21 protein-coding genes are annotated in these 25,231 nt (G+C 66.9%); 11 read left to right on the top strand and 10 right to left on the bottom strand.

All coding sequences use genetic code 11. The annotated features are described in order from the left end of the window. Nucleotides 1–7: 7 nt before the first annotated feature. Both WFH25_RS06370 and WFH25_RS06365 read right to left on the bottom strand, forming a co-directional pair. Entirely contained in the window at nt 8–844 is an 837-nt protein-coding gene (locus WFH25_RS06370) for an ABC transporter permease (protein WP_336697155.1), read from the bottom strand. After that, the gene (locus WFH25_RS06365; protein WP_309886721.1) at nt 841–1,680 is read right to left on the bottom strand and encodes an ABC transporter ATP-binding protein; all 840 of its coding nucleotides are present in this window, start codon (nt 1,678–1,680) and stop codon (nt 841–843) included. The genes WFH25_RS06370 and WFH25_RS06365 overlap by 4 nt, the downstream gene beginning before the upstream one ends. Before the next feature lie 208 nt (nt 1,681–1,888). On the opposite strand from WFH25_RS06365, the gene WFH25_RS06360 reads away from it, so the two are divergent. The 4 genes from WFH25_RS06360 to WFH25_RS06345 all read left to right on the top strand — a co-directional run bounded on the left by WFH25_RS06360 (nt 1,889) and on the right by WFH25_RS06345 (nt 4,866). Further along, on the top strand, nt 1,889–2,170 hold the full coding sequence (locus WFH25_RS06360; RefSeq protein WP_336697154.1) for a hypothetical protein: 282 nt from the start codon (nt 1,889–1,891) through the stop codon (nt 2,168–2,170). Beyond that, nucleotides 2,167–3,903, top strand: a complete 1,737-nt coding sequence (locus WFH25_RS06355) for an alpha/beta hydrolase (protein WP_336697153.1) — start codon at nt 2,167–2,169, stop codon at nt 3,901–3,903. Before WFH25_RS06360 ends, WFH25_RS06355 begins: the two co-directional genes overlap by 4 nt. After that, nucleotides 3,900–4,373 (top strand): hypothetical protein, encoded by a 474-nt coding sequence (locus WFH25_RS06350; protein WP_336697152.1) that lies wholly within the window; start codon nt 3,900–3,902, stop codon nt 4,371–4,373. Before WFH25_RS06355 ends, WFH25_RS06350 begins: the two co-directional genes overlap by 4 nt. A 100-nt stretch (nt 4,374–4,473) precedes the next feature. Further along, nucleotides 4,474–4,866, top strand: coding sequence for a hypothetical protein (locus tag WFH25_RS06345; RefSeq protein ID WP_336697151.1), 393 nt, complete (start codon nt 4,474–4,476; stop codon nt 4,864–4,866). Here the strand turns inward: WFH25_RS06345 and WFH25_RS06340 are convergent. Together WFH25_RS06340 and WFH25_RS06335 are read right to left on the bottom strand one after the other, a co-directional pair. After that, nucleotides 4,857–5,633 carry a hypothetical protein gene (locus WFH25_RS06340; RefSeq protein ID WP_336697150.1) on the bottom strand — a complete coding sequence of 259 codons (777 nt, stop codon included), beginning with the start codon at nt 5,631–5,633 and terminating at the stop codon, nt 4,857–4,859. The two genes, WFH25_RS06345 and WFH25_RS06340, sit on opposite strands and share 10 nt — an antisense overlap. Before the next feature lie 36 nt (nt 5,634–5,669). After that, a complete protein-coding gene (locus tag WFH25_RS06335; protein ID WP_336697149.1) occupies nt 5,670–6,443 on the bottom strand; it encodes an SDR family NAD(P)-dependent oxidoreductase in 774 nt (257 codons plus the stop codon). Nucleotides 6,444–6,553: 110 nt separating this feature from the next. Here WFH25_RS06335 and WFH25_RS06330 point away from each other — a divergent pair, with 110 nt between their 5' ends. The 5 genes from WFH25_RS06330 to WFH25_RS06310 all read left to right on the top strand — a co-directional run bounded on the left by WFH25_RS06330 (nt 6,554) and on the right by WFH25_RS06310 (nt 11,631). Next, on the top strand, nt 6,554–7,510 hold the full coding sequence (locus WFH25_RS06330) for an AraC family transcriptional regulator (protein WP_336697148.1): 957 nt from the start codon (nt 6,554–6,556) through the stop codon (nt 7,508–7,510). A gap of 132 nt (nt 7,511–7,642) precedes the next feature. After that, nucleotides 7,643–8,575 carry an NADP-dependent oxidoreductase gene (locus WFH25_RS06325; RefSeq protein WP_336697147.1) on the top strand — a complete coding sequence of 311 codons (933 nt, stop codon included), beginning with the start codon at nt 7,643–7,645 and terminating at the stop codon, nt 8,573–8,575. 106 nt (nt 8,576–8,681) lie between these two features. Next, complete coding sequence (locus tag WFH25_RS06320; protein WP_336697146.1) at nt 8,682–9,044, top strand: lactococcin 972 family bacteriocin; 363 nt, start codon at nt 8,682–8,684, stop codon at nt 9,042–9,044. A 32-nt stretch (nt 9,045–9,076) separates the two neighbouring features. Continuing rightward, the gene (locus WFH25_RS06315; protein ID WP_336697145.1) at nt 9,077–10,984 is read left to right on the top strand and encodes a hypothetical protein; all 1,908 of its coding nucleotides are present in this window, start codon (nt 9,077–9,079) and stop codon (nt 10,982–10,984) included. Next, complete coding sequence (locus WFH25_RS06310) at nt 10,981–11,631, top strand: ABC transporter ATP-binding protein (protein ID WP_336697144.1); 651 nt, start codon at nt 10,981–10,983, stop codon at nt 11,629–11,631. Before WFH25_RS06315 ends, WFH25_RS06310 begins: the two co-directional genes overlap by 4 nt. Before the next feature lie 95 nt (nt 11,632–11,726). Here the strand turns inward: WFH25_RS06310 and WFH25_RS06305 are convergent, their stop codons facing one another. Next, nucleotides 11,727–13,814 (bottom strand): nuclease-related domain-containing DEAD/DEAH box helicase, encoded by a 2,088-nt coding sequence (locus WFH25_RS06305; protein WP_336697143.1) that lies wholly within the window; start codon nt 13,812–13,814, stop codon nt 11,727–11,729. A gap of 285 nt (nt 13,815–14,099) precedes the next feature. Between WFH25_RS06305 and WFH25_RS06300 the strand changes: the two genes are divergently transcribed. Next, on the top strand, nt 14,100–15,095 hold the full coding sequence (locus WFH25_RS06300; RefSeq protein WP_336697142.1) for an EcsC family protein: 996 nt from the start codon (nt 14,100–14,102) through the stop codon (nt 15,093–15,095). After that, nucleotides 15,092–15,655, top strand: coding sequence for a winged helix-turn-helix domain-containing protein (locus WFH25_RS06295; RefSeq protein ID WP_336697141.1), 564 nt, complete (start codon nt 15,092–15,094; stop codon nt 15,653–15,655). Before WFH25_RS06300 ends, WFH25_RS06295 begins: the two co-directional genes overlap by 4 nt. 331 nt (nt 15,656–15,986) lie before the next feature. Here the strand turns inward: WFH25_RS06295 and WFH25_RS06290 are convergent, their stop codons facing one another. From WFH25_RS06290 to WFH25_RS06270, 5 genes are all read right to left on the bottom strand, one after another. Continuing rightward, nucleotides 15,987–18,851 carry an SNF2-related protein gene (locus WFH25_RS06290; protein WP_336697140.1) on the bottom strand — a complete coding sequence of 955 codons (2,865 nt, stop codon included), beginning with the start codon at nt 18,849–18,851 and terminating at the stop codon, nt 15,987–15,989. A gap of 8 nt (nt 18,852–18,859) precedes the next feature. Then, nucleotides 18,860–21,439: a DEAD/DEAH box helicase gene (locus tag WFH25_RS06285; RefSeq protein ID WP_336697139.1), complete on the bottom strand. Its 2,580-nt coding sequence runs from the start codon at nt 21,437–21,439 to the stop codon at nt 18,860–18,862. Further along, nucleotides 21,439–23,574 carry a site-specific DNA-methyltransferase gene (locus tag WFH25_RS06280; protein ID WP_336697138.1) on the bottom strand — a complete coding sequence of 712 codons (2,136 nt, stop codon included), beginning with the start codon at nt 23,572–23,574 and terminating at the stop codon, nt 21,439–21,441. The genes WFH25_RS06285 and WFH25_RS06280 overlap by 1 nt, the downstream gene beginning before the upstream one ends. Further along, the gene (gene mads1, locus WFH25_RS06275) at nt 23,574–23,765 is read right to left on the bottom strand and encodes a methylation-associated defense system helix-turn-helix domain-containing protein MAD1 (RefSeq protein WP_336697137.1); all 192 of its coding nucleotides are present in this window, start codon (nt 23,763–23,765) and stop codon (nt 23,574–23,576) included. Before mads1 ends, WFH25_RS06280 begins: the two co-directional genes overlap by 1 nt. Before the next feature lie 643 nt (nt 23,766–24,408). Next, nucleotides 24,409–24,894, bottom strand: a complete 486-nt coding sequence (locus WFH25_RS06270; protein WP_336697135.1) for a hypothetical protein — start codon at nt 24,892–24,894, stop codon at nt 24,409–24,411. Nucleotides 24,895–25,231 lie beyond the last annotated feature (337 nt).

Here is a 25,231-nt window from a genome sequence, read left to right as displayed (position 1 = left end):
GGCCGGATCACGCGTCCTTGCGATTCCACCGGAACGTCAGCAGGCAGGCCACCGCGCCCACGACCAGCCACGCTGTCAGGACGAGGGCTCCGAGGCCGAGGTGCCACGCGCCTCCTGGCTCGGCGGACGCGAACGCGTCGGGCAGGAAGACCGATCGCATGCCGGACGCCATCCACCGCAGGGGGAAGACGGACGCGACGTTCTGCAGCCAGTCGGGGAGCTGCGTGAAGGGGAGGTAGACGCCGGAGATGAACTGGAGGACCAGGACGATGGGGACGATCGTGGCGGTGGCGCGGCGGCCCTCGCGGGGGAGCGCCGAGATCGCGATGCCGAGGACGCAGCTCGTCGCGACCCCGAGGAGCATGATGCCCGCGAAGTGCGCCCACGCGCCGCCGTCGGTGGGCAGGTCCACGCCGAAGACGAGGCTCGCGATCGCCAGCAGCAGGGCGGTCTGCACGACCGTCGTGACGAGGACCATGCCGATCTTGCCGATGAAGTAGCTCACCACCGGCAGGGGTGTGCCGCCCAGACGCTTCAGCGTGCCGTCGCTGCGTTCGCCCGCGATGTCGACGCCGAGGGACTGCGTGCCGGACAGCAGGATGCCCGTCGCGACCAGGCCGGGCAGGTAGTACGTGGCGTAGTCGACGCTGACGTTCGGGCCCGCCTGGATGTCCGGAGCGCTGCTGAACGCGACCGAGAAGAGCGCCAGCATCACGATGGGGAAGAGGAAGGTGAAGAAGACGGCGTCGGGCGCTCGGAAGTACGAGCGGAGTTCGTAGCCGATGCGGTGCGCGCCGATCATGGCGGCGTTCGCGGTGCTCGTGTTCGTCGTCGTGGTGCTCATCGGTGGCCGACCATTCCGAGGTATACGTCCTCGAGGGACGGGCGGATGACTTCGAGGTCGTGCATGGGTTCCGGGGTGCTCCGGATCAGGGCGGTCGGTTCGTTCGTCCGCCGCTCGTGGGGTTCGCCGACGTCGTCACGCCACCTGACGCGTGGGGTGCGGGCCTCGGCGCCGCCGATCTCGTCGATCGGGGCGATGTCGAGCAGCCTGCCGTCGGCGATGACCGCTGCCCGGTCGGCGAGGTGTGCGGCCTCGTCGAGGTAGTGCGTGGTGAGGAGGATCGTCGTGCCCTCGCGCTTGACCTCGTCGATGAGGTCCCAGAAGCGGCGCCGGGCCTCCGGGTCGAAGCCGGTCGTGGGCTCGTCGAGGAAGAGGACCTCGGGGCGGCCGATGATGCCGAGGGCGACGTCGACGCGGCGCCGTTGGCCGCCGCTCAGTCTGCTGATGCGGGTGTTGCGCTGCGGCTCGAGTCCGGTCTTCTCGAGGAGTTCTTCGACGCTGCGGTGCCGCGGGTACAAGGTCGTGAAGTGCCGGAGCTGTTCCGCGACGGTGACGTTGGGGGACTCGGCACTGGTCTGCAGGACGATCCCGATGCGTGCGTTGTGGCTGCGGCTCGTGCGGGCGGGGTCGTGGCCGAGCACCCGCACGTCACCGTCGGTGCGGGTGCGGTAGCCCTCGAGGATCTCGACCGTGGTGGTCTTGCCGGCGCCGTTCGGGCCGAGGAGCGCGAAGGTCTCGCCGCGGGGGATGTCGAAGGAGACGTCGTCCACGGCGCGCTTGCCGGTGGCGTACTGCTTCGTGAGGTGGTGGACCTCGATGGCGGGGGTGTCGGGCATGGGTCCAGCCTGGCCCCTGGGTGCGATCAGGGGATCGGCCGGTGCGGTGGTCGTCGCATCCTCCGATCGGAGGATGGCCCGCCGGACTGGAGGCGCGGCGCGCCCTGGGCGTGCACCGGTCGTCCACAGGCCGGTTGCGTCCGGCAACGTGCGTGATATGTTGCCGGTGGGGGCGTCGCGGTGGGTGCGACGTCGGAAGGGGGAAACGATGGCCGACCTGCGGGTCTCGTACAGCACGCTCGACGGCGTGTACCACGCCCTGGAGTCGGCGACGAAGACGTTCGACGGGGCCTCGATGCCGGAGGACGGCGGGGCCTTCGGCGCCGATGACGTGGCCGCGGCCTTCGCGACGTTCCGTGCCGCGCAGCAGCGATCGGCCGCGTGGCTGGGCGACACCAGTCGCACGCTCGGGCAGTACGCGCACGACACGAAGTCGCTCGTGCAGGACGCCGACGACGACCTCGCGGGCAAGGCCGGGGGTGCGGGATGACGGCCGACCCGCTCGCCGGCGACCCGGCCGCCGTCACGAAGCTCTCCCGCGCACTCGCCGACCGCCAGGATGACCTCCGCACCGGAGCCACGACGGTCGCTCGTGCCGCCGATGACGCAGCCGACTGGGAGGGCGCGTCGAAGGACCGGTTCTCCGCCACCGTCGGCACGATCGCACCCGCAGCACAGCGCGTCATCGGTCGACTCGACGCCGCCATCGACGTGCTCGACACCTACGCCGACGAAGTGCGGCAGATCCAGGACGAGGCCGAGCGAATCCGTGCGTCCCAGTTGACCACCGCCATGGACTCGGCCGTCACCGCCCTGTCCCTCTCCACGGCGAAGCTGGCCGCCTCGGCGAAGGACGCCACCGATGCCGACGCACGACAGGCGCGCCGGCTGCAGTCCGACGCGGACGAACTCGCAGCGACCGCGTCCCGTCTCGATGCCGAGTGGGATGCACTCGTCCGACGACGCGCAACCGCGGACCGTGCTGCGTCGGCCGGGCTGTCCGACACCGAGGTCCTCCGCGTGGCGCCCTCGTACTCGGGGACGCTCGGCAGGATGAGCGACGCAGACTTCCTCGCCGCCGTCGCCGCGATGCCGCCCGAGGTCCTGGCGGCGCAGGACCCGTCGGTCGCCGATCGGCTCGCCGGGATGCCGCCCGAGACCGTGCAGGCATGGTGGGACGGGCTCGGGGGTCGGGGGTCCGCCGGCGAGCACTCGGTGGCGCAGGACGCGCTGATCACGGCGTTGCCGGCGGTGATCGGGAACCTGAACGGCGTGCCGTACTGGGCGCGGGACCAGGCGAACCGGTTGAGTGCGCAGCGGGCGTACGCGCAGGCGAGCGGCGCCCTGCGCGATGCTCAGGACAAGTACGGGAAGGCGGTCGGGCGGGCTGCGCAGGCTGCCGCCCAACGGGAGCTGATCTCGGCGCAGGAGCGGTACGACCAGCTGAAGAACTTCAGCGCCGGCGCGCGTACCCAACTCGACCTGGTGGACCAAGTTCCGCGGCAGATGATCACGTTCCACGACGGTGCGCCCCCGCTCGGTGCTTTCTCCGTCGGCGACCTGGACACGGCCGACGGCGTGTCGTTCCTCGTGCCGGGCATGGGGTCATCGCTCGCTGACACGACCCAGTACATGCGAGCCGGAGCGAACGTCCTGGCGACGCAGCAGCAGGTCGGGGCCGACACAGCGATCGTGTCGTGGATCGGGTACGAGGCGCCGCCGAATGCAGCCAGCACAGGCAACCTCGGCGTTCTGGGCGAGACGTACGCTGACCGTGGGGCATCCAAGCTCGCCTCCGACCTAGTCGCCTTCCGCGCTGTACGGCCCGACGCGCAACTGAACGTCATCGCGCACTCGTACGGATCCACGACGACGGCACTCACGCTCGCCCGGAATCCCGATCTCGGTGTCCACTCGTTCGTCACCCTCGGCTCCGCTGGGATCCCGTCCTCCGTACCTGACGCGGCAGCCACGCACGCTGACCACATGTACGCGGCCCAGGCAGCAGAGAAGGGCGACATCGCCTACATCGGACGGAAGTACAGCTTCCCGCACCGGCTCGACCCCGCCGACGGTTTCGACGGGGTGACGAGGATCGACACAACCGGGACACACCGCGTGAACATCCACGGACTCACCGCGGGACAGGGCTCAGGAGACCGAGGGTACTTGGACATCGGTACCCCTACGCTGTCCGATGTGGCGGAGGTGACGCAGCCGTGAGGGTGCAGTGGAAGACGGAGATCGTCATCGTCGTGGGGGCGCTCGTCGCCCTCGGCGTGACGGCATGCGCTGGAGGGGGCCAATCGATGCCGACACCGAAGGAAGCCAAGGCCGCGGCCGTGGAACTGCTGCTGAAGACCGAGGCGGCAGTCGACGTGCCGTGGCCGGAGACACCGGAACCGTCTGCCGAGAAGTGCCCGGGTGGCGTCCGCTTCGGCTACTTCGTGCCGGTGAAGACCGAGACGGATGCCCGATCGGTCGCACAGACGTTCCGGCGCCTGTGGAAGTCCGAGGGGCTGACGGTCGAACCGTCGCAGAAGGACTTCGGCGGCGAGGGCGGGATCCTCTACTCGGCGACGGCCGATGCTGACGGGGCCGCAGGTGCCGCCTACCAGGTGAACGCGACCTCGGTCGTCGTGCGGATCACGTCGCCGTGCGCCAGCGGGTCCGTCGACGACTACGACGAATGACGTGGGTGGTGTGAGCCGCCCGGGCCGAGCCCTCGCGGCGCTCGCCGGTGCTGCCAGCCTCGCGCTCTCCGGGTGCGGGACGACGAGAGCGGGACAGCCCATGACGATCGACGAGGCACGATCGCAAGCGATCATCGAGTTCCGGTCGGTGCTCGCGCTGGCTCCGGACACGTGGCCGCAGGAGGTGCCGAAGGCAGCCGCGTACGACTGTCGGATCGACGGGGTGCGGGCCGTGCAGTTCGGGTACTACGTCGAGGTGGACGCACCGGACGATCCCGGGACGCTCGTGGCACGGGCAGGTGAGCGCTGGGAGCGCGAGGGCTACGAGTTGTCGAAGACACAGACGGAGATGGACCCGGAGACCGGTCAGGTCTACGCCGTGGTGGCGCGAGCCAACGGCAAGCCTCGTGCTTCGATGGCAGCCACCAAGGTCCGCGCGCACGTCAACGTCGACTCGCGCTGCGTCCTCGGCGACCCGGACGACTACCGGTGACGGCCGGGGAACCCGAGTCCACCGCCGGGGAGAGCGCGACGGCTGACGACCTGCGGCTCCGGCGCAACCGGCTGATCTTCGGGATCGTCGTCGCGCCGATCGGAGTCCTGATCGCACTCTTCCTGTCGTTCGTGGTGCAGATCAGCTCCGCGTGGCGATCGACGAGCGACGGCGGGGCTGCGGCCGGACCGCAGATCGTGGCGATCGTGATCGGCCTGCTCGCCACCGTCCCAGCGCTCATCGCCGGGATCCGAGCGCTCCGTGCCCGCGTCCTGGAGGTCGCTGCGTCGGGAGCGACGGTGGTGGCGGGCGTCGGCTTGCTCGCCGTCGTGCTGCTCGTCATCGTCCCGTCGTTCGAGATCCTCCCGCGCGCTGCCCGCGATGCCGACAGGTACGCACAGCAGCAGCGGCAGGAGGAACTCGACGACCTGGACTCGGGCTACGGGCCAGGAGATGCAGGAGTGCGTCGACGACGCGCTGCAGCTGCTCGAAGTGGCGCCGGGCGCGGTACGGACGAACACCTGGTCCACGAGCGGCACGACCGCCGCGAGCAACACCTGTCGGGCCTTCCACGAGCGCATCCGGCTCGGGGACGAGGTCGATCGCTCAAGTGCGGAGAAGGCGCTCCGGGCTTCGTGGGACACCGAGGGCGACCACACCGGGTTCGATGAGCGGAAGGGCCGCCTCGAGCTCAGTGTCTCCTCCGTCGGCGCCACGATCTCGTGGCTCAGGGCCGACAACGTGCTGCTGGTGGAGAGCGACTGCATCCCGTCCGGGGCGCCCTGACGGGCAGCGATGTGCCCTCAGCGCAGGCGCGTGGACGCGATCCCGCCGTCGACGTCGAGCGTCCCGCCGTTCACGAACGCCGCCTCGTCCGACACCACCCACCGGACGGCGCGGGCGATGTCGACCGGCTGCACCGGCACTCCCGCGGGCGTCCCCTGCGTCATCGCCGCGAGCACGTCCGCCGAGTCCGCGTTCCCCGGCGTCGCCGTGGCCCCCGGCGCCACCGTCACGACCCGCACCCCGCGCTGCCCGTACTCGGCCGCCCACGCCCGGGTCAGCTGCTCGACCGCGGCCTTCGTCGCCGGGTAGAGCCCCATGAACGGCACACCGACCCGGGCCATCCACGAGCCGATGTTCACGACGACGCCGGACCCGCGCGCGGCCATCCCCGGGGCGAGCGCCGCCACGAGGACGTGCGGTGCGCGGATGTTCGTCGCGAGCAGCGCGTCGACGGTGTCGTCGGACAGGGACTCCGTCGGACCGCCGGGGTAGACGCCGGCGTTGTTCACGAGGACGTCGACGTGCCCGCCGAGCAGCTCCCGGGCCGACGCTGCGAACGCCCGGACGTCGGGAGCACCCGCGGAGAGGTCCGCCACGATCGGGAGAGCTCGACCACCCCGGCGCTCGATGTCGTCGGCGACAGCACGCGTGCGGACGGCATCGCGGCCGTGCACGGCGACGGTCATGCCGGCGGCAGCGAGTTCGCGGGCGATGGCCTCGCCGATGCCGCTCGAGGCGCCGGTCACGACGGCGGTGCGGACGGTGGTCTGGTCGTGGAGTGCAGTGGTCATGCATCGATGCTCGATCCCCGGGCAGCCCCGCACCTTGCCCGATCCAGCGGGAACCTTGCCGGATCCCGCACGAGTTCCTGCACGCCAGGGGAACTGCGTAGCGTGGGCACGTGGACGATCGCACGGCGCAGCACCTCGACCGCGCGGCCGAGGTGGCCTCGCGGCACGCCGCAGTGCTCCAACGCGCGTCCACCGTCGACATGGTGGCCCGTCCCGCCTCGGTGCAGCGGACCGAAGCACTCGGCCTGACCGTCTCCCGCGTCCACGAGCCGACCGGACTCTTCGACCGGCGGTACGTGCCGTCGTTGTCCGTCGTCCTCCGCGGCCGGAAGCGCTCGATCGTCGGGGACGACGACCAGGTCTGGGGCCGCGAGCGGTTCATCATCACGCCGGTGGACCTGCCCGTGGTCGCCGGGGTGCTCGACGCGGCAGGGAACGAGGGCTTCGTGTCGGCGGTCTGGAAGCTCGACCCGGCCGTCGTCGGTGAGGTCGTGGCGTCGATGTCGAGCACGATGACCAGCACGAGCCGCACGGACCTGCCGCGACTCGGCACGTGGACGGCCCCGCTCGCCGATGCCGTCAGCCGACTGCTCGCGCTGCTCGACGCCCCCGAGGACATCCCCGTCCTGTTCCCCCTCGTCTCCCGCGAGATCGTCCTCCGCCTGCTGCAGACCTCGCAGGCGCCACGCATCACCGCCGCACTCGACCGAGCCGGAGCCGACGCCGGACTGGTCACGGCGGCGACCACACTCCTGACCGGGCGCATGGACGAACCGTGGACGATGGAGCGCCTCGCCCGCGAGCTCCGGTTCAGCGAGAGCACCCTCTTCGCCCGCTTCAAGCAGGCCACCGGCATGTCACCCGCGCAGTACCTCAAGCGCACCCGACTCGGGGAAGCGCGTCGCCGCATGGTCCTGCACGCCGACACCGCCGCCCGCGCCGCGGCCGCCGTCGGCTACCGCAGCGCCTCCCACTTCTCGCGGGACTACCGCGAGGCGTACGGCCGGCCCCCGGCCGCCGACGCCGTGATGGCGCGCGAACAGCTGGCGCTCGCCCCCGCCGTGTAGCCGGCCCAGTGCCGGACTGGAGGCGCGGGTCGGCGGTGATCCGCGCCTCCAGTCCGACGGATGGTGCGTCCCGACCACCGCCACCGGCCCGCTCGCTGGGTGCGGTCGAGCGCCGTCCGGTAGACCGGAACGGTGAAGGTCGTAGGAGTCGAACAGTTCGGAGGGCCGGAGGCCCTCGCCGTCCACGAGGTGCCGGAGCCGCACGCTGGTGCGGGGTCCGTGCGGATCCGGGTGCAGGCGTTCGCCGTGAACCCGACCGACACCGGTGTGCGTGCCGGTCAGCGGGACAGCTCGCAGGCCTCGCCGCCGTACGTGCCGGGGATGGACGCCGCCGGGGTCATCGACGAGGTCGGGCCCGACGTCTCCGGGTGGGAGGTCGGCGACGAGGTCATGGCGATCGCGCTGCCGCTCAGCGCGCACGGCGGTGCGTACGTCGAGGAGCTCGTCGCGCCGGTCGGGTCGTTCACGCGGATCCCTCGGGGGACGTCGCTTCCGCTCGCGTCCACCGTGCCGATGAACGGGCTGACGGGGTTGCAGATCCTCTCGCGGGCGGAGCTCGCTCCCGGGCAGACGCTCGCCGTGACCGGGGCTGCGGGGTTGCTCGGGAACTACGTCGTGCAGCTCGGCGTCGCTGCTGGACTCACCGTCATCGCGGATGCTGCTCCCGCGGACGAAGCGCTCGTGCGGTCGCTCGGGCCGGCGCACATCGTGGCGCGTGGAGACGGGTTCGCTGCTGCGGTGCGAGCGCTCGTGCCGGACGGGGTCGATGCGCTCGCCGATGCCGCGGTGCAGCGGGCTTCGGTGGTCGATGCCGTGCGCGACGGGGGAGTGTTCCTCGACGTGCGGGGATGGGAGGGCAACGGGGCTCGCGGGATCCGGTTCGAGCAGATCGCCGTGTTCGCGGAGTACCGGTCGTTCGACAAGCTCGAGCAGCTGCGGCATGCGGTGGAGAGTGGGACGGTGACGCCGCGGGTTGCCGAGGTGCTGCCGGCCTCGCGGGCTCGGGAGGCGCATGAGCGGCTCGAGGCTGGGGGGACGCGGGGGCGGTTCGTGTTGACGTGGTGATACCACCATGACGATGTTGTATTTGTGATATCCGTAATTTCAGATTGCCGGGCAGTTCTGCTTTGCTCCTTGCATCGCCCCGAACGGGGCGCACGAAGGAGGCAACATGAACAGGCACGCGATTCGACTGACCATCGCCCTCGCGGCGGCTGTGGCGATCCCGGCTCTGACCACCGCAGGAGTCGCGCAGGCAGCCGTCGAGCAGGATCCCGCGACCAGTGGAAGTGCTTCGGTGGACGGCGCGACGAAGCGTGGAGCGACTGAGGTGGTCGGCGGGGGTATCTGGTCCTACGGCGTGGACAAGACGGATGTGTGGTCCCTGTACGACCACCAGAAGCTCGTGCACAGCACAGCGGTGAAGTCGTCGGGCAAGACCACGTCCTCGGGCAGGGTCGCCAAGGGCAAGGTCGCCTACGCGAGCCGCGGGAAGGCGCTCTTCGGCAACTCGTCGTTCTGGAACATCTACTGATCCGCTGCTTCGCGGCTGCCACGGTGATCGCCGTGGCAGCCGCGGTGCTGATGGCGGCGGCGCTGGCCGTGTTCGCAGTCGGGAACGTGGAAGCGGCCGGTCTCGCTTCGGGGCGTACCGCGATCGACATCACGGATCTGCCCTTCGGGCCGGAGAAGCCCGAGCACATCGCGATGCTCGAAGGAGCGGCAGAGCGTCACGGCGTCGACCTCGCACTGGTGACGCCGGACCGAGATGGCACGCCGGCGGCGTTCGACGCCTACATCCTGAACGGTGCGTTCGAACCACCGACGTTCTGGGCGAGGTCGACCCCACACCCGAGCAGTGACGTCCGTGACGCGGTGATCACGTGGACCTACGCGCTCGACGGTGCTCCCGACGACGTCGACGCACTGTTGCGGACGTTGCATGATGACGGATTCGTGTACTCCCCGGTATCCGTCAGCCCGCGCGGAGCGCTGCTCGCCGCGCTGTCGAGTCCGGGGATCGCCGGAGCTGTGCTGGCGGTGATCGCTGCCGTGCTGATCGCCCTCACCGCCGAGTCGCGGCACAGGGACGCACGCACCCGCGTGCGTCTCCTGAACGGCTGGTCACGTCGTGCGGTGGCGATTCGGGAAGGCCTCGAGTCACTCGCCCTCGTCGGCACGTGCGCGGTGCCCACGATGGCGGTTCTGGCCGTGTTCGTGGCAGTACGCGGCGCCTCTCCCACAGTGGTCCACCTGCTCTCCACGACGGTCGCCATGCTGATGGTCGGTCTCGCGTCGACCGTCGCCGTCGCGCACGTCGGGATCATGGGATTCGCCGGACGCCTCGGATCCCGGAGTCGTGATGCGCGCTCACGGACCATGCTCGTCGCCACGATCAGCATCGGACTCGTCGTGCTCACGACTGCGACCGGTTCGTCCGTCGCGAGCCAGCTCCAGACGAGTCGCCACCTCGAGCGGAAGCTCGCGGCCGAGGTCTCGACCGGAGACGACGTCACGCTCGGGATCGGGTTCGCGAACGAGGCCCAAGACGACGCACTCGGCGCGATCGGCGCTGAGGCGCTCGAACGTGGCACTGCCAGAATGGCGATGACGAACTTCTTGCAGAACGCGCTCCTCGTCTCCGACGACGGCCAGCGGGGAGTTGCGCGAGCGGCTCGGGACGGTGCCACAGTCCTCGTTCCGGAACAGCTCGCAGGCAGCGTCTCGCCGATCACAGCGGCTGTGGAAGAAGCCTTCGCCGATGGTTGGGCGGTCGATGACACCGCGCCGGCACGAGCAGTTCCGGTCGCCGTCCGTGTGGTACCGAGCACTGCGGATCTCGTGCGGTCCGCGGAGCGCTGGGTGACGTGGGGCCTGCCCCGCAACGACGCGAGCGACGATCTGCCGGTCGTCGTGCTCCACACCATCCGAGACCTCGCTCCGAATCGGATCGGTTTGGCCGTCCACAACAGTGAAGTGCGCTTCGGCGATCGTGAGGCCCTCGTGTCCGCGCTCCGCGACTCGAGCGCGATCGACGTCGTCACGCAGATCAACCGCGTCGGTACGACCATCGCCGACGACCTCGCGAGGGTACGGACCGAGCGCTCCGTCCAGATCGGCGCGGGGATGGTGATGGTCGCATCCCTGCTCCTCGCCGCCGTCCAGCTCGCGGCCGACCACCGACGTCGCACGGCCCCGCGGTGTCGACTGCGGATGATCGTCGGACGGGGGACCTCGGGGATCCATGCCCCGTTCGTCGTCGCCTGCGCGGTCGTGACCGGCGCAACCTCTCTGCTGACGGTTCTCGCGCTCCTGGACAGTCAGGGTCTCCGCGCCGCGGTGTTCGCCGGACTCACCACGGTCGGTGCGACGGTCGGACTCGTCGTCGCGGCCCTTCTGCTGACCCACCGACACCGCGAGTCCCTTCGGCCACGGCCGAGACTCCTGCATCCTCGAGATCGGATCACACGATGAAGCACGTTCCTCTGGTCGCGGTCAGCGGCCTCTCGTACGACCTCGGAACGCGCACGCTGTGGCGGGACATCGACTTCGAGGTTCCTCCGGGCGGGGCACTCGCGCTCCGTGGTGCGTCCGGCGCAGGGAAGACCACGCTCCTTCAATGCCTCGCCGCGATGGAGCGCCCATCGTGCGGCAGCATCGTCCTGGCCGGGATCTCGGTCGATGAGGCCTCGAGGCGCGAACGAACGCGACTGCGCCGGACCGTGGTCGGGTCCATCGTCCAGGACCATGCCGTCGTACCCGAGTGGACGGTCGAGGCGAACTTGCGGGTGCTTCGGCTCGATGGGGTCGGCAGGGCGGAACTCGACATGCGGATCGGACAGGCCTTGCGAGCCGTCGGACTCGGCGGCCGGGGGCGTGCTCGGGCGGAAACGCTCAGTGGCGGCGAACGGCAGCGCGTCGCTGTGGCGCGGGTGCTCGCACAGCGCCCGCTCGTGGTCCTGGCGGATGAGCCGACAGCGTCGTTGGATCGGGAGAGCGCGGCTCGCGTGCGCTCGGGGCTCGATGCGTTGCGGGCGTCGGGGAGTGCCGTCGTCGTGGCGACGCACGATCCCGAGCTCGTCGAGTGGGCAGATGGCACCTGTGACCTTGATGCGGCCTGACCTACACGCGACGACCGGGCGCTCGACGCACGCGCTCGGGCGCTCCGTCCGGCACATCGACGACGTGGACGAGCCCAGCTGAAGCGGCCGAGCGCTCAGCGACTGCTCCGCACGCCGACCCACAGCCCGTCCCGCGCGCGCGTCATCCCCACGTACAACTCCCGCCGGCCGCGCTCCCGCCGCTCCCGATCCGTCTCGGACGGCTCACCCGTCACCGGATCCAGCAGCCGTCGGTCGACGTGCGCCAACAGCACCTGCTTGAACTCGAGCCCCTTCGCCCGCTTCACGGTGCCGACCCGCACCGCGTCGGACGTCCTGCCGGAGTACTCGTCGAGCATGATCACCGGGATCCCCGCCTCCCGCAGGACACCCCGGACGTCGTCCGCCTGCCGCTTCGTGGCGGTGAGGATCCCCACGTCGCCGTGCCCCGTTCCGATCAGCCGCAGCACCTCGCTGAGCCGCTCGATCATGGAATGGTCGTGCTCGGTCCGGCTTGCGAAGCGGTGGAACGCCGGCGCCGGCCCCGAGCGTGAGATCGCCGACACCGTGTCACCGACGCCGTCCACGCCCTCGATGTCGACGAACTGATCGTCCGCCACCATCTCCTTCGCGAACTCGAGGATCTCTGCCGTGTTGCGGTGGTTCACGTCGAGTACGACACCGCGTCCGGAGAGGCTGATGCCGACCTCGCCGAGCGTGTACCCGCCCGGGAAGATGGTCTGCTGGCCGTCCCCGATGAGCGTCAGCCCGTCGGCGCGATCCCCGACGAGGTGGTGCATCAGCGAGACCATCGCGCACGACAGGTCCTGCGCTTCGTCGACGATCACCGCGTCGTACCGCTCGAGCTGCACCGCCGCGACCGCGTCGCGCGCGAGGAGCACGATGTCCTCCCAGTCATGCGCGCGCCGCTCGCGAAGCCCGCGCGAGTACGCCTCGTAGAGGTCCCACACCGCCTGCCGCGTCTCCACGGGCAGCGCGTGCTTGCGCCCGACGCGCGCCAGGTCGCCGTACTCGTCGAAGCGCGTCAGGCCGCGCCCCTTGATGACGTGCTTGATCTCGTCCTCCCAGTAGGAGCGCGAGAAACGCGAGGACCGCAGTGGACTGGAGGCGCGGATCGCGTCCCAAGCGTCGTCGAACGCGAGTCGCGCCTCCCGTCCTGGCGTGCGGAACGCGATCCCGCGTTCCTTCAGCAGCCGCGTGGCGAACGCATGGACGCCCATGAAGTCGACGCGACCGACCATGTCGGGCGCGAGGCGCTCGAGGAGCGATTCGAGGACCTTCGGCAGCGTGCCGATGTACGTCGTGAAGAGGACCCGACCGCCGGTCGAGCGTGCGAGGTACGCCGCGCGGTGGAGGCCGACGACGGTCTTGCCGGTGCCGGCGGCGCCGCGGATGCGGGCCGGGCCGTTGAAGCTGCGGCGGACGAGCTTTGCCTGGGCGGGGCCGAGGAAGGCCATCCAGTCCTCGATGGGTGCCTCGAGGACCCCGTCGAGGAGCTGATCCGCGAGCTCGTCGTCCAGCGGAGCTGGTGTCGGCGCGGGCTCGCGGGGGAGGACGGCTGCGGGGACGACGATCTGCGGCGGTGTCGTTGCCTCGCCGCCGATCACGGGGAAGTGAGTCAGCATCGCGGCGAGGACCTCGTTGACGCGTGACGCCGAGAGCCGTGCGCCGCGCTTGGTGATGTGGCCGACGAGGTCGTGCGTGCCGATGACGTCGACGGACGCGACGCGGGCGTGCATGCGCTTCTGGCCGGCGAGTGCTGCGACGGCGTGGACCTCGCCCGGCGCGAGACCGATGTCCGCGAGGGCGGCCTCGGTGCTGTAAGCGAGATCGGCGAGGCGGGCGATGTCGTCGGTGACGTCCTCCTGGCCGCGGGTGATCCGATCGCCGTGGACCGCGACCTCGCGCCAGGCCTTCGTGTCGACGATGAAGACGCCGGCGCGGCCGACGACGACCATGTCGACCTGGGCAGTACGGCTGCCGGGCCAGCGGCGGTCGGCGAGGAGGTGGTAGCCGATGCCGGCGAGTGGCGCGAGGAGCTGGGCGGTCTCGCTCTCGGTGCGTTCGGCGATCTCGAAGCGGGCTGCGCGTTGTTCGGCGTCGTGTGCTTGGCGGCGGAGTTCCTGTGCGTGGCTGCGCTGGCGGCGTGCTTCGACGCCTGCGGATTCCCCAGCGATCGTCATGGTGCTGTCCCTCGGGGAGTCCCTGGTCCTCGGTGCCGCTCGTCGTCCCCGGGACGAGTGGTGTTGAACCATCCTCGTGGGTGCGATGACAAGTCGGGACCACCAGTTCTGGGGCGACATCGCACCATGTGCTCCAAGGTAGGGTCCGAACGGAAGAACCCCGATCTGACTTCGCGCGGCGATCCCGGGGATCCGCTTCTTCGCCTGGGCGCGGGCGAGAAATAACCGAATGCCCCCGGAGTCCACAAAGATGTCTACGGCGGCAGAACCTGAGGGGACCCCAGAATGAGCGAAGTGATCGTCCACGACGGGCGGATGAGCGCGTACGAAAAGAAGGTTTGGACCGGCCTCGACGCCTACTGGCGCAAACGAGACAACGCGCGAGGGATACCAAATTGGGCGAGCACTGCACTTGAGCGTGGAGGGACGGCTGTCCAGAAGGGCGCGGGCCGCGTCGTCGAAGCCGTACCCGAGGTGATCAAGGAGCCCCTCCGAAACGCGAGCAACGCCGTCGCCGATGCGGCGATCAAACCAGCTGTTGAGTCCGCGGTGTCGCTACTGAACCTCGCCAACGATTGGGTCGTCGAACTGAATGAACCCAGGGTCGTCGAGAAGCTCGCCCGCAAGCGCGGGTTCGAGGTCGAGGTCTTCACCGACCTGCGTCGTCGAGACATCCGTGACTGCGATCGGCTGCTCACTGGCAACACCTTGCGATGGAGAAGCGCCGGAGCGGTCGAGGGCGGTGCCATGGGAGCACTCGCGCTCGTGCCGATGGCAGGGATCCCGCTCGCTCTCACGGCGGACATCGTTGTCGTCCAGGCTCTGAGCGTATCGATTGCAGCTCGCATTGCTTATTCGTACGGCTACGACGCGAAGGATCCGGAGGAGCAGGAGTTCATCCAGCGGATCGTTCGGCGGTCGTTCTTCGCCCAGGCGACCAAGGCGAAGCCGCTGCGAGATGCTTCTCGAGCGGCATGGGCGGCCAAGGATCGCGTCCGATGGTCGAACAAACTTCGAGCTGACCATCGGCTGCTGGCGGCATTGGAACAGCTGATGAAGCACGCTGGTGTCAACGGCGGACGCGTGTCCGTCCAGAGCGTGGCAAAAGTAGCGCCCTTCGTCGGCATCGTCATCGGCGCCGGCGTGAACGCTGCCGTCCTCGGCCAGTTGGCGGAGGATGCGAAGCGCTACTGTCAAACACGCTTCCTGAGCGAGAAGTACGGGCTGCCGATGCCGACCGCCTTGCTGCACGACGCTGAAGAAGTCGCCGAGGACTCATGACCCGCACTGAAAATCGACTCGAGCGTCTTCGCGGCGCGCTGCGCTACATGGACCAACATGGTGCTTCTCGACGGCTCGACGTTTGGGAGCACGTCAGGGCCCTCGTCCCGCTCGAAGGTGAAGAGCGTGAGCTGAACGGAAGTGGCGACACGCAGGGTCAGTCGGATTTTCTGTGGGGGACGACAGCGCTGGTGCATGCCGGTTTCATGGAGAAGCCGCGGCCTGGCGAGTGGGTCGTCACAGACGAAGGCCGTGCTATCGCTCGTCCGGAGCTGTCCCTCGAAGCGTTCGGAGCCGCTCTGAATGAACGAGAGCGTGCGTTCCAGCAGGCACAGCGAGAAGACCTGGCTCTACGCCTGCGCACCGAGATCGTTCCACCGGACTGGCGAGCTGATGTGATCCGGACGAAAGAGCGACTGTTCGTCGAGCGCGGACTCCGAGCTCTGGACTCCGTGTTCGCACCCGGCCGCTCGGGACTGCTGTCGAGTCAGTTGACTCGTGAGTTTAGGCCGCGAGTGCGACCGCCTTCGAACCTGCCTCCGTTGAGGGTGCGTCGTTGACCGCGAGACCGTTGGCGGTGGCTAGGTCCTCGACGGCTCGTACAAGTCGCTTGAGATCGTGACGGTAGCTCCCGACCTCGTCGGGTGACTTGAATCCACTAGTCCGCGCGCAGTGATCGGCGACGAGGATCAGCTTTCCAATCCGCTCGAAGCCGTGCGGGAGGCCGAAGAACGCCTCGTACGTCCTGCCTGGATCGCTCGACGAAGAAAAGCAGATCGAGGTGGCTCCGGCACCCAGTAGTGCGCGCGAGAGATGCGCCTCCTCTGAGATGGCACGCTTTATCGTAGTTTGCTGCGGCCGGCTCCAGCTGGACGGACCCACGCGCTGATCTCAATCATGGATGGCCCACCGGATCGTGAAGACGTGCTCGCGACGCTCGGTCCCGCCCAGGGCGTCCTCGAGCATGCCGAGGTATTCATCGGCCTTGCCGCGCAGGCGGTCGCGTTCTTCGCGGTAGTCGCCGTAGAGATCGTCGGCTCGGCGCGAAAGCCTCTGTGCCTCCTTGCGCAGTTTGAGCCTCTCCGTGAGATCGTCGGTACGGCGTTCCCTGGCGTTGATTTCTTCCCGGGCCCGATCGAGTTTGCGGGCTTCGGCGTCGTACTTCGCTTTGTGATCCTTGAGGCGTGACTCAACGAGATCGCCCTGCTCGATGCTGAACTGCGCTGTTCGTGACTGCACCTCGCCGGTGAACACGGCTGCCTGGGCGTCCAGCATGGGCTGGAGGGCGGTCGTGTCACGCGTCCCAGCCTCGTTGTCCTCGACGCAAGCGAGGTCAAGAAGATGCTCGACCTGTTCCGCATCGAGCGTCGCGCCGTCGTCTGTTACGCCCGCCGCGAGCAGGTACGACTCGACGATGCTGTCTGTGCCGGCCCTGATCTCGAAGGTCAGCAGATCGACGGTGAGGACGCCGCTGCTGCCGGATAGGGCGCGTGCATCGGCAGCCGCGCGTTCTGAGCCATCGATGGAGAAGACAAGCTCGCGAACGGGCGTGTCCTCGTTGAGCGCCGCAGCGATGACGTACTGGCCGAGTTCGCTGTTGTATCGGTACTGGTGCGCGCCCGGGATCGGTGCTGACTTGAAGAAGTAGCGTCCCGGCAGAATGCCGTCCTCCGGAGCACGTAGCAGCGTGAACGCGCGCACGTCACCGTCGAACTCAGCAAACGCATCAAGCTCGTATCCCGTGACAGCGATCAGCAACCGCTCGAATGCGTTGAGAACAACGTCCTTCTGGGCGTCGTAGTTCTTGAGCTTGTCTTGCACGTTGGGGTCGAGATTGTCGAAGACGCGTGCTCGCGCCCTCTGCATCTCGTCGTTGATCTCGGTGGCATATCGGCTTTCGAGGTCATCGAATGCGGCATTGATCTCGTCCGCGGTCTTGCACCGCTCGAGGATCCCGGCGATCGCCTGCTCGAAGTCCAGGCCGTCCTCGATCGTTCCGAGGACCTCGTCCGACGCGCCGAACACAGAGGTGAAGAGGTTGAACTTCTCCGTGAGCAGTTCGAGGATTCGTTCCTCGGCCAGGTTGCCCTGGTTGGAGAAGTTCACGACGATCACGTTGTGTAGCTGTCCGTAGCGGTGCACGCGGCCAATGCGCTGCTCCACACGCTGCGGGTTCCACGGCAGGTCGTAGTTCACCAGCATGGAGCAGAACTGGAGGTTGATACCTTCGGCTGCTGCCTCCGTTGCGATCATGATGGTGCCGCGCTCGCGGAACTCATCGACCAGAGCCTTGCGTCGATCTGCGGAGGGGATGCCTGTGATGAGGTCCGATCCCTGGTTCTTCTTCAACCAGTCCTGATAGATGCGTGCTGACTCCGGCGAGTTGTTACTGCCGTTGAAGAGCGCAAGTCCGTCGCCTCGTCCGGCCTCGCGGAGGGACGCAGCCAGATACTCCTGTGTCTTGGTCGAATCGGTGAAGATGATGGCCTTCTGTGGTGCACCGATCTGAGCAAGCTTGGCGAAGCCTTGATCGAGAGCGTCGAGCAGCTTGACCGCCTTCTGATTGACAGTGATCGATCTTGCCAGGGCCGCATAGTCGCGTAGCTCTCGGACCTCTGCTGTAGCCTCACGACGCCGGTCCTCGGCGGCGATCGGATCCGTAGCTCGGAGAGGAAGGACATCCGCGGCCTCGATCTCCTCGTCAGTCATGTCGTCGTCGATGAGCGCGCCGCGATTGTCGCGGCGATGGCCCGACTGCAGTTCCGCCTCGAGACGGTTCGCAATGCTCGCAAGCGTGGAGGCAACGGCGTACGTCGACGAGCCCAGCCGCTTGCGAAGAATCAACGCTGAGAGGTGGCGCTGTGAACTCGCGAACGCGTAGAGCTCTGGACGCTGGAGGTACTCATTCACCTTGTTGTACAGGTCTTGCTCGGCCGCTGACGGCATGAAGCCGAAGGTCATCGGCATGCGTTCCGTGAACCGGATGTACTTCTGCGCGTCGCGTCGAAGTGTGCGCTTGGCGATATGGGAGATCCGCATCGCGAGATCGTCGTTGCCGTAGTCATCCGGGCGATCGACGTAGCGCTCCTTGAAACCTTCGATCGAGTGGAAGAAGTCGGGGTCGAAGACCGAGACCAGCCCGAACAGTTCTTCCAGCCGGTTCTGGAGAGGCGTCGCGGTGAGCAAGAGCGACTTGCCGGCCGAACTCATCACGGTCGCGACGGCGTCGGCGATCTTCGCGTTGCCCCTCCAGTACGAGCGAAGCCGATGCGCTTCGTCGGCGACGATGAGGTCCCAATGCCGATACAGGTTCTCGGCGTTGCGCTGTACGAACTCGTACGAGCAGATCAGCACATTGGCGGGCAGTCCGGCTCGTGGCGTCAGGAGCTCATCCTTGGTCTTCGCATCGAGCAACCTGGACGGGATCGCGAACTTCTCATCGAGCTCCTGCTGCCACTGCTGACGCAGCGATGACGGCGCGATGATCAGGATTCGGCGCTTCCGCTCAGCCCAGTACTGGCACAGAACGATCCCGGCCTCGATCGTCTTGCCAAGACCGACTTCGTCCGCGAGCACCACGCCCTTCGACGTGGACGCTTGCAGCGCGAAGAGTGCTGCGTCAATCTGGTGTGGTTTCGGCTCGACCTGAGCGTCGAACAACAATCCGGCGAGCTTTCCCACATGGTCGGAGGCATAGGAGCGCTCGAGCTGATGAGCGTAGAACTTTGCCTGATGCGCGCTGAGCTGAGTCGCCATGATGACGCTTACTGGTATTCGCTCGCGAGATCGGACTCGTACAGCGCCTTCGCGTCATGCGTCGTCCTGATCGCTTCACGCACCTGATCGCGCTTGAGATCGAGCACCCGGTACACCCCGTTCGTCTCGGCGACCGACTCGATACGACGGAACTCAGTTCCGAAGGCCTCGCTGAACCGAGCCAGTCCGCGAAGCTTCGGCATCGCGTCGGCCAGGTGGTGCCCGTGCGGATCGACGAGATCGACGACGATACCGTTCTGTCCTTGAGTGAAGAAGATGAAGTCAGGGCGCAGGGCCTTCCACTTCTGAGATGCGTCCGTGTACGCGATCGCCAGGGACTCCTTCACCGCACGGTCAGGGTTGCGCCACCACGCAACGAAACCGTTCCGCTTCGACTCGGCGTTCAGAACGTCGGTCTCCCACTTGTTGAGGTCGAGGGGGAAGGTGCCGTCTTCGGCAACCATCAGGTGAGCGGTATCCACAGAGAGCAGAGTTTCGGCTCCGTCTGCCGCGCGCTGTTTGGTCTCGGCCTGGCCCGTCTTCGGGCTGACGAGGCTCACACGCTCCGGCTCAGTCGACATGCCCTCAAGCCTGTCGTACTCGGCCTGCTGCTCGTCGGAGAGGTTCTTCCGATCCACGCGCGTATCGGTCAGCCACTTCTGTGCAAGGCGATCAGCCTCGGCCTCGACGCTCTGCACCACTTCGGGAACCAGGCCGATCGCGGCCACCTCGATGTATGCCTCGAGAAGGTCTTCCTCGATCGCGTCGTCAGGAACCAGGTAGTCCACATACGCCGAGCACAGCGCAGGGCTCAGATTCCGGCTCGCCCTCTTGTACGCCTCGATGATGGCGCGGGTGTCGGCCGTCAGCTCGAACGCGGAACTGACAAACGGGCCGCCGCCAAGGCGCGTACGAAGCTCTTCGCCTGACAGGGTCAGCACGTCCTGGCGTGCCGCCTCAACCTCCTCTTTGTACTGCGTCGCACGCGACTCGACGACGCGGCAGATCTCGTCATTGGCTCGCTTCACGGCCTGGTCGACGACCTTGTCTTTTGTCATAGCTGCCGCCAGGGCCGTAAACCGCTTGATCGGCTTCGAGCGCTGCTTGGGGATCGTCACAGTAGGCAGCGACTCGAACTTCTTCCACACCTCCGGCGGGAGTGCTTCGTTTGGAAACAATGGAACCGGATCGAAAAGCACGCGCCGGCCTTCGCCACCACCGCTCTCGCCTTCATCGTCCTTCGACGTAGCGCCTTGCATCAGCATCTCGGCGACACGCTTCGCAGTCTCGCGGTCGAAATACGGCAGCATGCAGTCGACGGAGTTCAGCAGCTCGTTGCCGGGGATGCGGCGCGCAAGAGGTGTGCGAATCATTCGGCCGAGTAGCTGCGTGATGTGGGTCGGATCGGTTCCAGGCCTGAACGAGACGAGCACCTCAGCGCGCGGACAGTCCCACCCCGTGGAGATCGCCGATTTTGCGAGCAACACGCGCACATGCGTGGAGTCCTGCACACGCTGCGGCTCGATGTACGGGACGGCGTAGCCGCTGATCTGCAGGTCCTGATGCTCCCCGAACACGTTGGCAACGCCTTCGCCGCCGAGCTCAGGCCAGGCTTCGAAGATCGTATCCAGCGTGCGAACGAGCACCTCATCGGTCGGCTTGTCTGCCATCTGTACGACGAGGAGAGGCACAACTGGATCGGCTTCGCCTTGTTCGACCGTGTATGCGTTCCACTCGGTGGTCGCCGCTTTGGTCTTCTCGACGGCCCGGCGCAGCAGTGCGGTGTCGAATGCGCCGGTTTCAGCTGGGATCGACAGCACGATGTCGTCTTTGAGAAGACCGGATGCTTGTACCAGCGCACTGTCGACTTGCACGCTGGGAAGCGCCGTGCGTCCCGTGACCGACTTCATGGCGTTCTCGAAACGCTCGACAGTGGCAGAGATGCCGAAGACGACCGGAATGGCCGGAACGAGGCCCTGACCATTGATGAGCCGCTGCACGATCGTCGCACGATCACGCTGCGGCTTCATGCCGCGGTGCGCTTCATCGAGCACCAGGTACAGCGTCCGATCCTTGTTTTCGATGGTATTGATGATCGTGTCGTAGATGTTTGACTGCATATCGTCAGGCCGTGGCTCCATGCTCGCGAGCATGTTCGCCGGCTCAAGGCGCGAGCCGGCGCCCTTCACGAGATTCGAGCTCTTGCTCAACTTCTGCGTGTTGAGGAAGTACACGTTGCCTGGCTGGAACGAAGCCTCGCGGAAGTCGTTCGTGATTAGCTTCAAGCGCCAGTCGAGTTCGCTCGCGGCGGCGCGGATCCGATCCCGCGATTGCTCATTCAGAGACGGGTCGTCCGAAAACCACAGCACGACCGCGCCGGGATCCGCAGGAAAGTCGAACTCGTCGGATCCGAAGATGAGCGCCTCGATGACCGCAGCAGCCATCACGGTCTTTCCCGCGCCGGTCACCGCCGACAACGAGAACTGCGACCGCGAGCCGTAGCGGTGATACATGTCCCTCGCCTGCTCGAGGTTGCGCAGCACGCTAGCGACAGCATCGACCTGGTAATCCTTCAGTGTGTAGCGCATCAGAACCCCCGACCCTGATTGATCTCGAAATTCTGCAGGTATGACTCATAGAGTTGTACGACGTGCAGGTCACTGGTCAGCTCGCGGCACACCATCTGGAACGCCGCATCGTCGTCGGTTACAACGAAAACGGTGCGCACCTCCGGGGCAGCTTGCGTCGCTCGGAAGAAGTCGTCCGTTGCGTCGATGTTCTCGAGGACGGCGTATACCTCGGAGATGTCCCATCCGCGGTCACCGAGATCGTCGATGATGCGGCCCGTTGATCCCGCTCGGAGCCACAGCATCGGCGCGATGCGCTCGAACGCGCGATTGTGCCGGACAGAAAGAGGACTCTCGTAGGTCAGGGTGAAGAACGCAGCGTTCTCCTCGAACCCATCCGCCATCGGGAACTCGTCGGTGAACTTGTAATCGCCCTTGATCGGGCTACCGTCCGGCGTCTTGCCGGTGATCGCGGCACGAATACGGGGCTTGGTGATGTAATCGCAGATACCCAAGCGCTCCCAATCGAGGTCACCTGGGCGCAGGCCCTGCTTTCGTAGCTTCTCCTGCTCGTCAGCACTTACTTCGTTGTTCGTGATGGAGATGCATTGACGGCGACCCTGATCGGCATGGTTCAACCGCATCACTGCGTGGGCGGTTGTACCCGAGCCCGCGAAGAAGTCGAGAATAACTGCATCCTCGCGGTTCTTCAGGTAGAAACGGAGTGCATCTTCCACTGCGTACAAGGACTTCGGAAACGGGAACTTTCGCGACGGAAGCAGCCTTGGAATGAGTTGTGTGCCATATCGTGTCGCGTCATGCGACGGGACCTTCCAAAGAGTACCTGGCACAAACGTGGGTGTGTGGTCGTCCGAAACGAGGTACGACCCGTCCCAGCTCCTCCCGCTGGTTTCGATTGAACCATTCAGAATCCCTTGCTGATTCGAACGAGCAAGGTACTGAATCGCCGTGCGGCCAGCATTCCATCGCCCCGCCTTCAAGAATCCATCCGCCCTCAGCCTCTCAGCGCTTTCCACAGAGACCTGCCAGCGCCTAATCTCGCCATCGCGGCCGATCGGCCAGACGGCAGCCGTACCTGCCGGGGCTCCCACTTCAGTGAAGTCGTCTCCATAGAACGGGGCACCGAAACTGCGGATTCTTGCTCCACGGTCGGTGTTCTCGACGAAGATTGGATAAAACATGGAAGGCCGGTCTTGACGCCGACGCTCGCTACCGGTCCGCAACAACGATGCCCAGTTGATGTTCTTGGTCGGCGCGTCGCCGGTGCCGCTGCGCCACGAATCTCCAAGAGCAAGGGGCGCTGGACTCGCGGCGCCAAAGCCAACGAAGAAAACGTACTCATCCGTCCGGTAGAACTGCTGATTGCGCGGGTTACCCTGTGGAGCAATTTGAGCTGCCACCATTTGGATCCGTGCCGCGGGAAATGTCTGCTCTAGTAGCATCCCCAGCCGCAAGTACTCCTTCTCATCGATGGTGACTATGAGCACAGCGTCATCCGGGTTTAGCAGTTCCCGCGCCACGAGGAGTCGCCGCTCCATGAACGCGAGCCACTTCGAGTGGCGATAGTCGTCGTCTCCCTCGACATAGTCGTTGTTGTACTTCCAGTCGCGCGCACCCGTGTTGTACGGCGGGTCGATATAGATCGCGTCGATCTTGCCTCGGTGCGTGTACGTGAGCATCTCGAGAGCGTGGAAGTTCTCCGCGTTGATCACAGTGTGGAACGGCTTGTCTCCGCCGTTCTCGATGCGTCCCGTCTCGACCAGGCCGGGGTAGATCTTGTCCTCGAACTCCGCAACGACGACGAGGTCATCGACGGCAGCGGTCGCGCTTTCAGGAGCCTCGCTATTGGCTTCGAGCAGGCGCGCGACCTGGGCGCGGTCTTCGACATCGAGCGACTCGACGCGCCACAGGCGCTGATCCCCCTTGACGGTGTCGCCTCGCGGCGGCAGTACGCGCACCTTCGACGTGCGCCGAACCGGCTGGCCAGCAAGCTCGACCGCCTCGGGCTGATGACGCTCGAACACGAGGCCGAAGCTGCGGCGCTTGATCAGCGCGGCGATCTCCTTCTCGAGATCAGCTCCGAGCTGTGCATCTGCGCTCCGCAGCTGGCGCAGAAGATCCGTGAGTCGTGACATCAGTCTTCGTTCTCCTGTACTGCCGCGCCCCCATTGCGGACCCAGTCATCTATCTCGCTCGCCTGGAACTTCCAGAGCCGCCCCACCTTGTGCGCCGGCATGTCCTTCTTGGCCACCCACGTGTAGACGGTGTCCTTCGACACGCCGAGATGCTCGGCGATGTCCTCGACAGATAGCCAGGCCTCAGACATGTCGACCTCCCAGAGACTCGCATCGCGACGTTGAGTCCAGTCTGACCCTATCGGGTACGGTCAGGTTGAGTGGGTGTGCTGCACGGATAGGTGACATCTGATCTGGGTTGCCCGAGAGGGTGGTCGCGGAAGGATGCCATCGTGCCCAAGCCCTATCCCGAAGGAGTTCCGCGACGACGCTGTGCGTGTCGCGGAGAACCGCGAGCCCGGCGTGTCGATCGAGTGGATCGCCAGCGACTTCGGGGTCCACCCGATGGCCCTCACGAAGTAGCTCGCCCCCTTTCCCGGAGCGAAGTCGTCGCGGCGTAGCGGGCGAACGCGCTATTCGACGCGCACCGGGAGGATCCCGAATCCGGGTCCCGGCTCCTCGTGGACGAGGCCCGCGATGGCGGCGAGCCCACGGCGTACCGGACCGCGTGGACTATCGCGTCGCAGAACGGCTGGAGGAGCGCGTTCGGCAAGAAGCGCGGCAGGGCTGAGAAGAAACCCGGACCTGCGGTCCATGACGACTTGTGCACCGTGACCGACGACCGAGGTGCGACCGGGCTGGCTTCGCCGGCTGCTCGGGCGCGAACGCGAGGGAGAGCAACGATGCCGACGTGTACACCGCGGGAGCTGGCCGGGGGACTCGACGGGGCGACCGCTACGCTCGGAAGCGCCACCATGCACCCCGTGGCTCGCGACTGGGTTCATTGGCGAGTCCATCTTCGTACGCACCCAACCACGTCACTGCCGTCACCTTTTGGATATGAGCAGCAACTGCAGCTTGGACGATGAACCCGACAGTGATAACCACCGCGATCACCTCGAGCAGAGGGATAAGCGCGAACCAGCCACTGAACTCAGCGACGGTGTTTAACAACCCAAATGCGAAACCGAGCACGGCGATCATCAGCGCGGTGAGTGAAGTGCCCACCTCGGCAGCGTTCGACGCGTGCGCCCGCAACACGCCAAGCACCGCCATCCGAACCCCCGGCTCCAACGCAGTGCCCGTAACGAACCGGTTGACCCGCCTGGCAGTCAGCCGCGCAGCAGGACCATTCGGGAGGTAAGCGACAGCCTCGGGAAGCACTGCATCCGTGAGGTAGGGGACAAACCTGCTTGTGACTGTCGTAGAACTCTTCATCATGACGAGACCGTATCTATAGAGCGTCCCGATAACCGGTCCTACGGCGTACGGGCCGTCGCGGTCGCACGCAGCTCTCACCACCTGTGTCACATAGCTGGTCCGCAGACAATCGCGATGGCGGGGGCGCTATCCGGACGCCCATCGGAGGCGGGTGCTTCGCCTCCGCGCCGCTCTCTGGAGCGGGCGTTCCCCAGCAGTGCTGTGGTGCAATTTGGTGCACCACCACCTGGCCGGGAATGGCTCCGACTGGCTCGACCCGTCGGCAACTTCCCCATGAATCCGGCGATCGGGGGCGCGCCCGTGCAGGCACGAACGCGCAGCGATGGGTTCAAATCCC

It is taken from the genome of Curtobacterium sp. USHLN213 (genome assembly GCF_037144815.1).
Lineage (GTDB): Bacteria > Actinomycetota > Actinomycetes > Actinomycetales > Microbacteriaceae > Curtobacterium.
This window is presented reverse-complemented; position numbering and strand designations above follow the sequence as displayed.

Bases quoted from the DNA above. Each gene is read 5' to 3' on its own strand.
- WFH25_RS06370 (WP_336697155.1), bottom strand. From the start codon at position 844: ATGAGCACCACGACGACGAACACGAGCACCGCGAACGCCGCCATGATC.
- WFH25_RS06365 (WP_309886721.1), bottom strand. From the start codon at position 1,680: ATGCCCGACACCCCCGCCATCGAGGTCCACCACCTCACGAAGCAGTAC.
- WFH25_RS06360 (WP_336697154.1), top strand. From the start codon at position 1,889: ATGGCCGACCTGCGGGTCTCGTACAGCACGCTCGACGGCGTGTACCAC.
- WFH25_RS06355 (WP_336697153.1), top strand. From the start codon at position 2,167: ATGACGGCCGACCCGCTCGCCGGCGACCCGGCCGCCGTCACGAAGCTC.
- WFH25_RS06345 (WP_336697151.1), top strand. From the start codon at position 4,474: ATGACGATCGACGAGGCACGATCGCAAGCGATCATCGAGTTCCGGTCG.
- WFH25_RS06340 (WP_336697150.1), bottom strand. From the start codon at position 5,633: ATGCAGTCGCTCTCCACCAGCAGCACGTTGTCGGCCCTGAGCCACGAG.
- WFH25_RS06335 (WP_336697149.1), bottom strand. From the start codon at position 6,443: ATGACCACTGCACTCCACGACCAGACCACCGTCCGCACCGCCGTCGTG.
- WFH25_RS06320 (WP_336697146.1), top strand. From the start codon at position 8,682: ATGAACAGGCACGCGATTCGACTGACCATCGCCCTCGCGGCGGCTGTG.
- WFH25_RS06310 (WP_336697144.1), top strand. From the start codon at position 10,981: ATGAAGCACGTTCCTCTGGTCGCGGTCAGCGGCCTCTCGTACGACCTC.
- WFH25_RS06305 (WP_336697143.1), bottom strand. From the start codon at position 13,814: ATGACGATCGCTGGGGAATCCGCAGGCGTCGAAGCACGCCGCCAGCGC.
- WFH25_RS06300 (WP_336697142.1), top strand. From the start codon at position 14,100: ATGAGCGAAGTGATCGTCCACGACGGGCGGATGAGCGCGTACGAAAAG.
- WFH25_RS06295 (WP_336697141.1), top strand. From the start codon at position 15,092: ATGACCCGCACTGAAAATCGACTCGAGCGTCTTCGCGGCGCGCTGCGC.
- WFH25_RS06290 (WP_336697140.1), bottom strand. From the start codon at position 18,851: ATGGCGACTCAGCTCAGCGCGCATCAGGCAAAGTTCTACGCTCATCAG.
- WFH25_RS06285 (WP_336697139.1), bottom strand. From the start codon at position 21,439: ATGCGCTACACACTGAAGGATTACCAGGTCGATGCTGTCGCTAGCGTG.
- WFH25_RS06280 (WP_336697138.1), bottom strand. From the start codon at position 23,574: ATGTCACGACTCACGGATCTTCTGCGCCAGCTGCGGAGCGCAGATGCA.
- mads1 (WP_336697137.1), bottom strand. From the start codon at position 23,765: ATGTCTGAGGCCTGGCTATCTGTCGAGGACATCGCCGAGCATCTCGGC.
- WFH25_RS06270 (WP_336697135.1), bottom strand. From the start codon at position 24,894: ATGATGAAGAGTTCTACGACAGTCACAAGCAGGTTTGTCCCCTACCTC.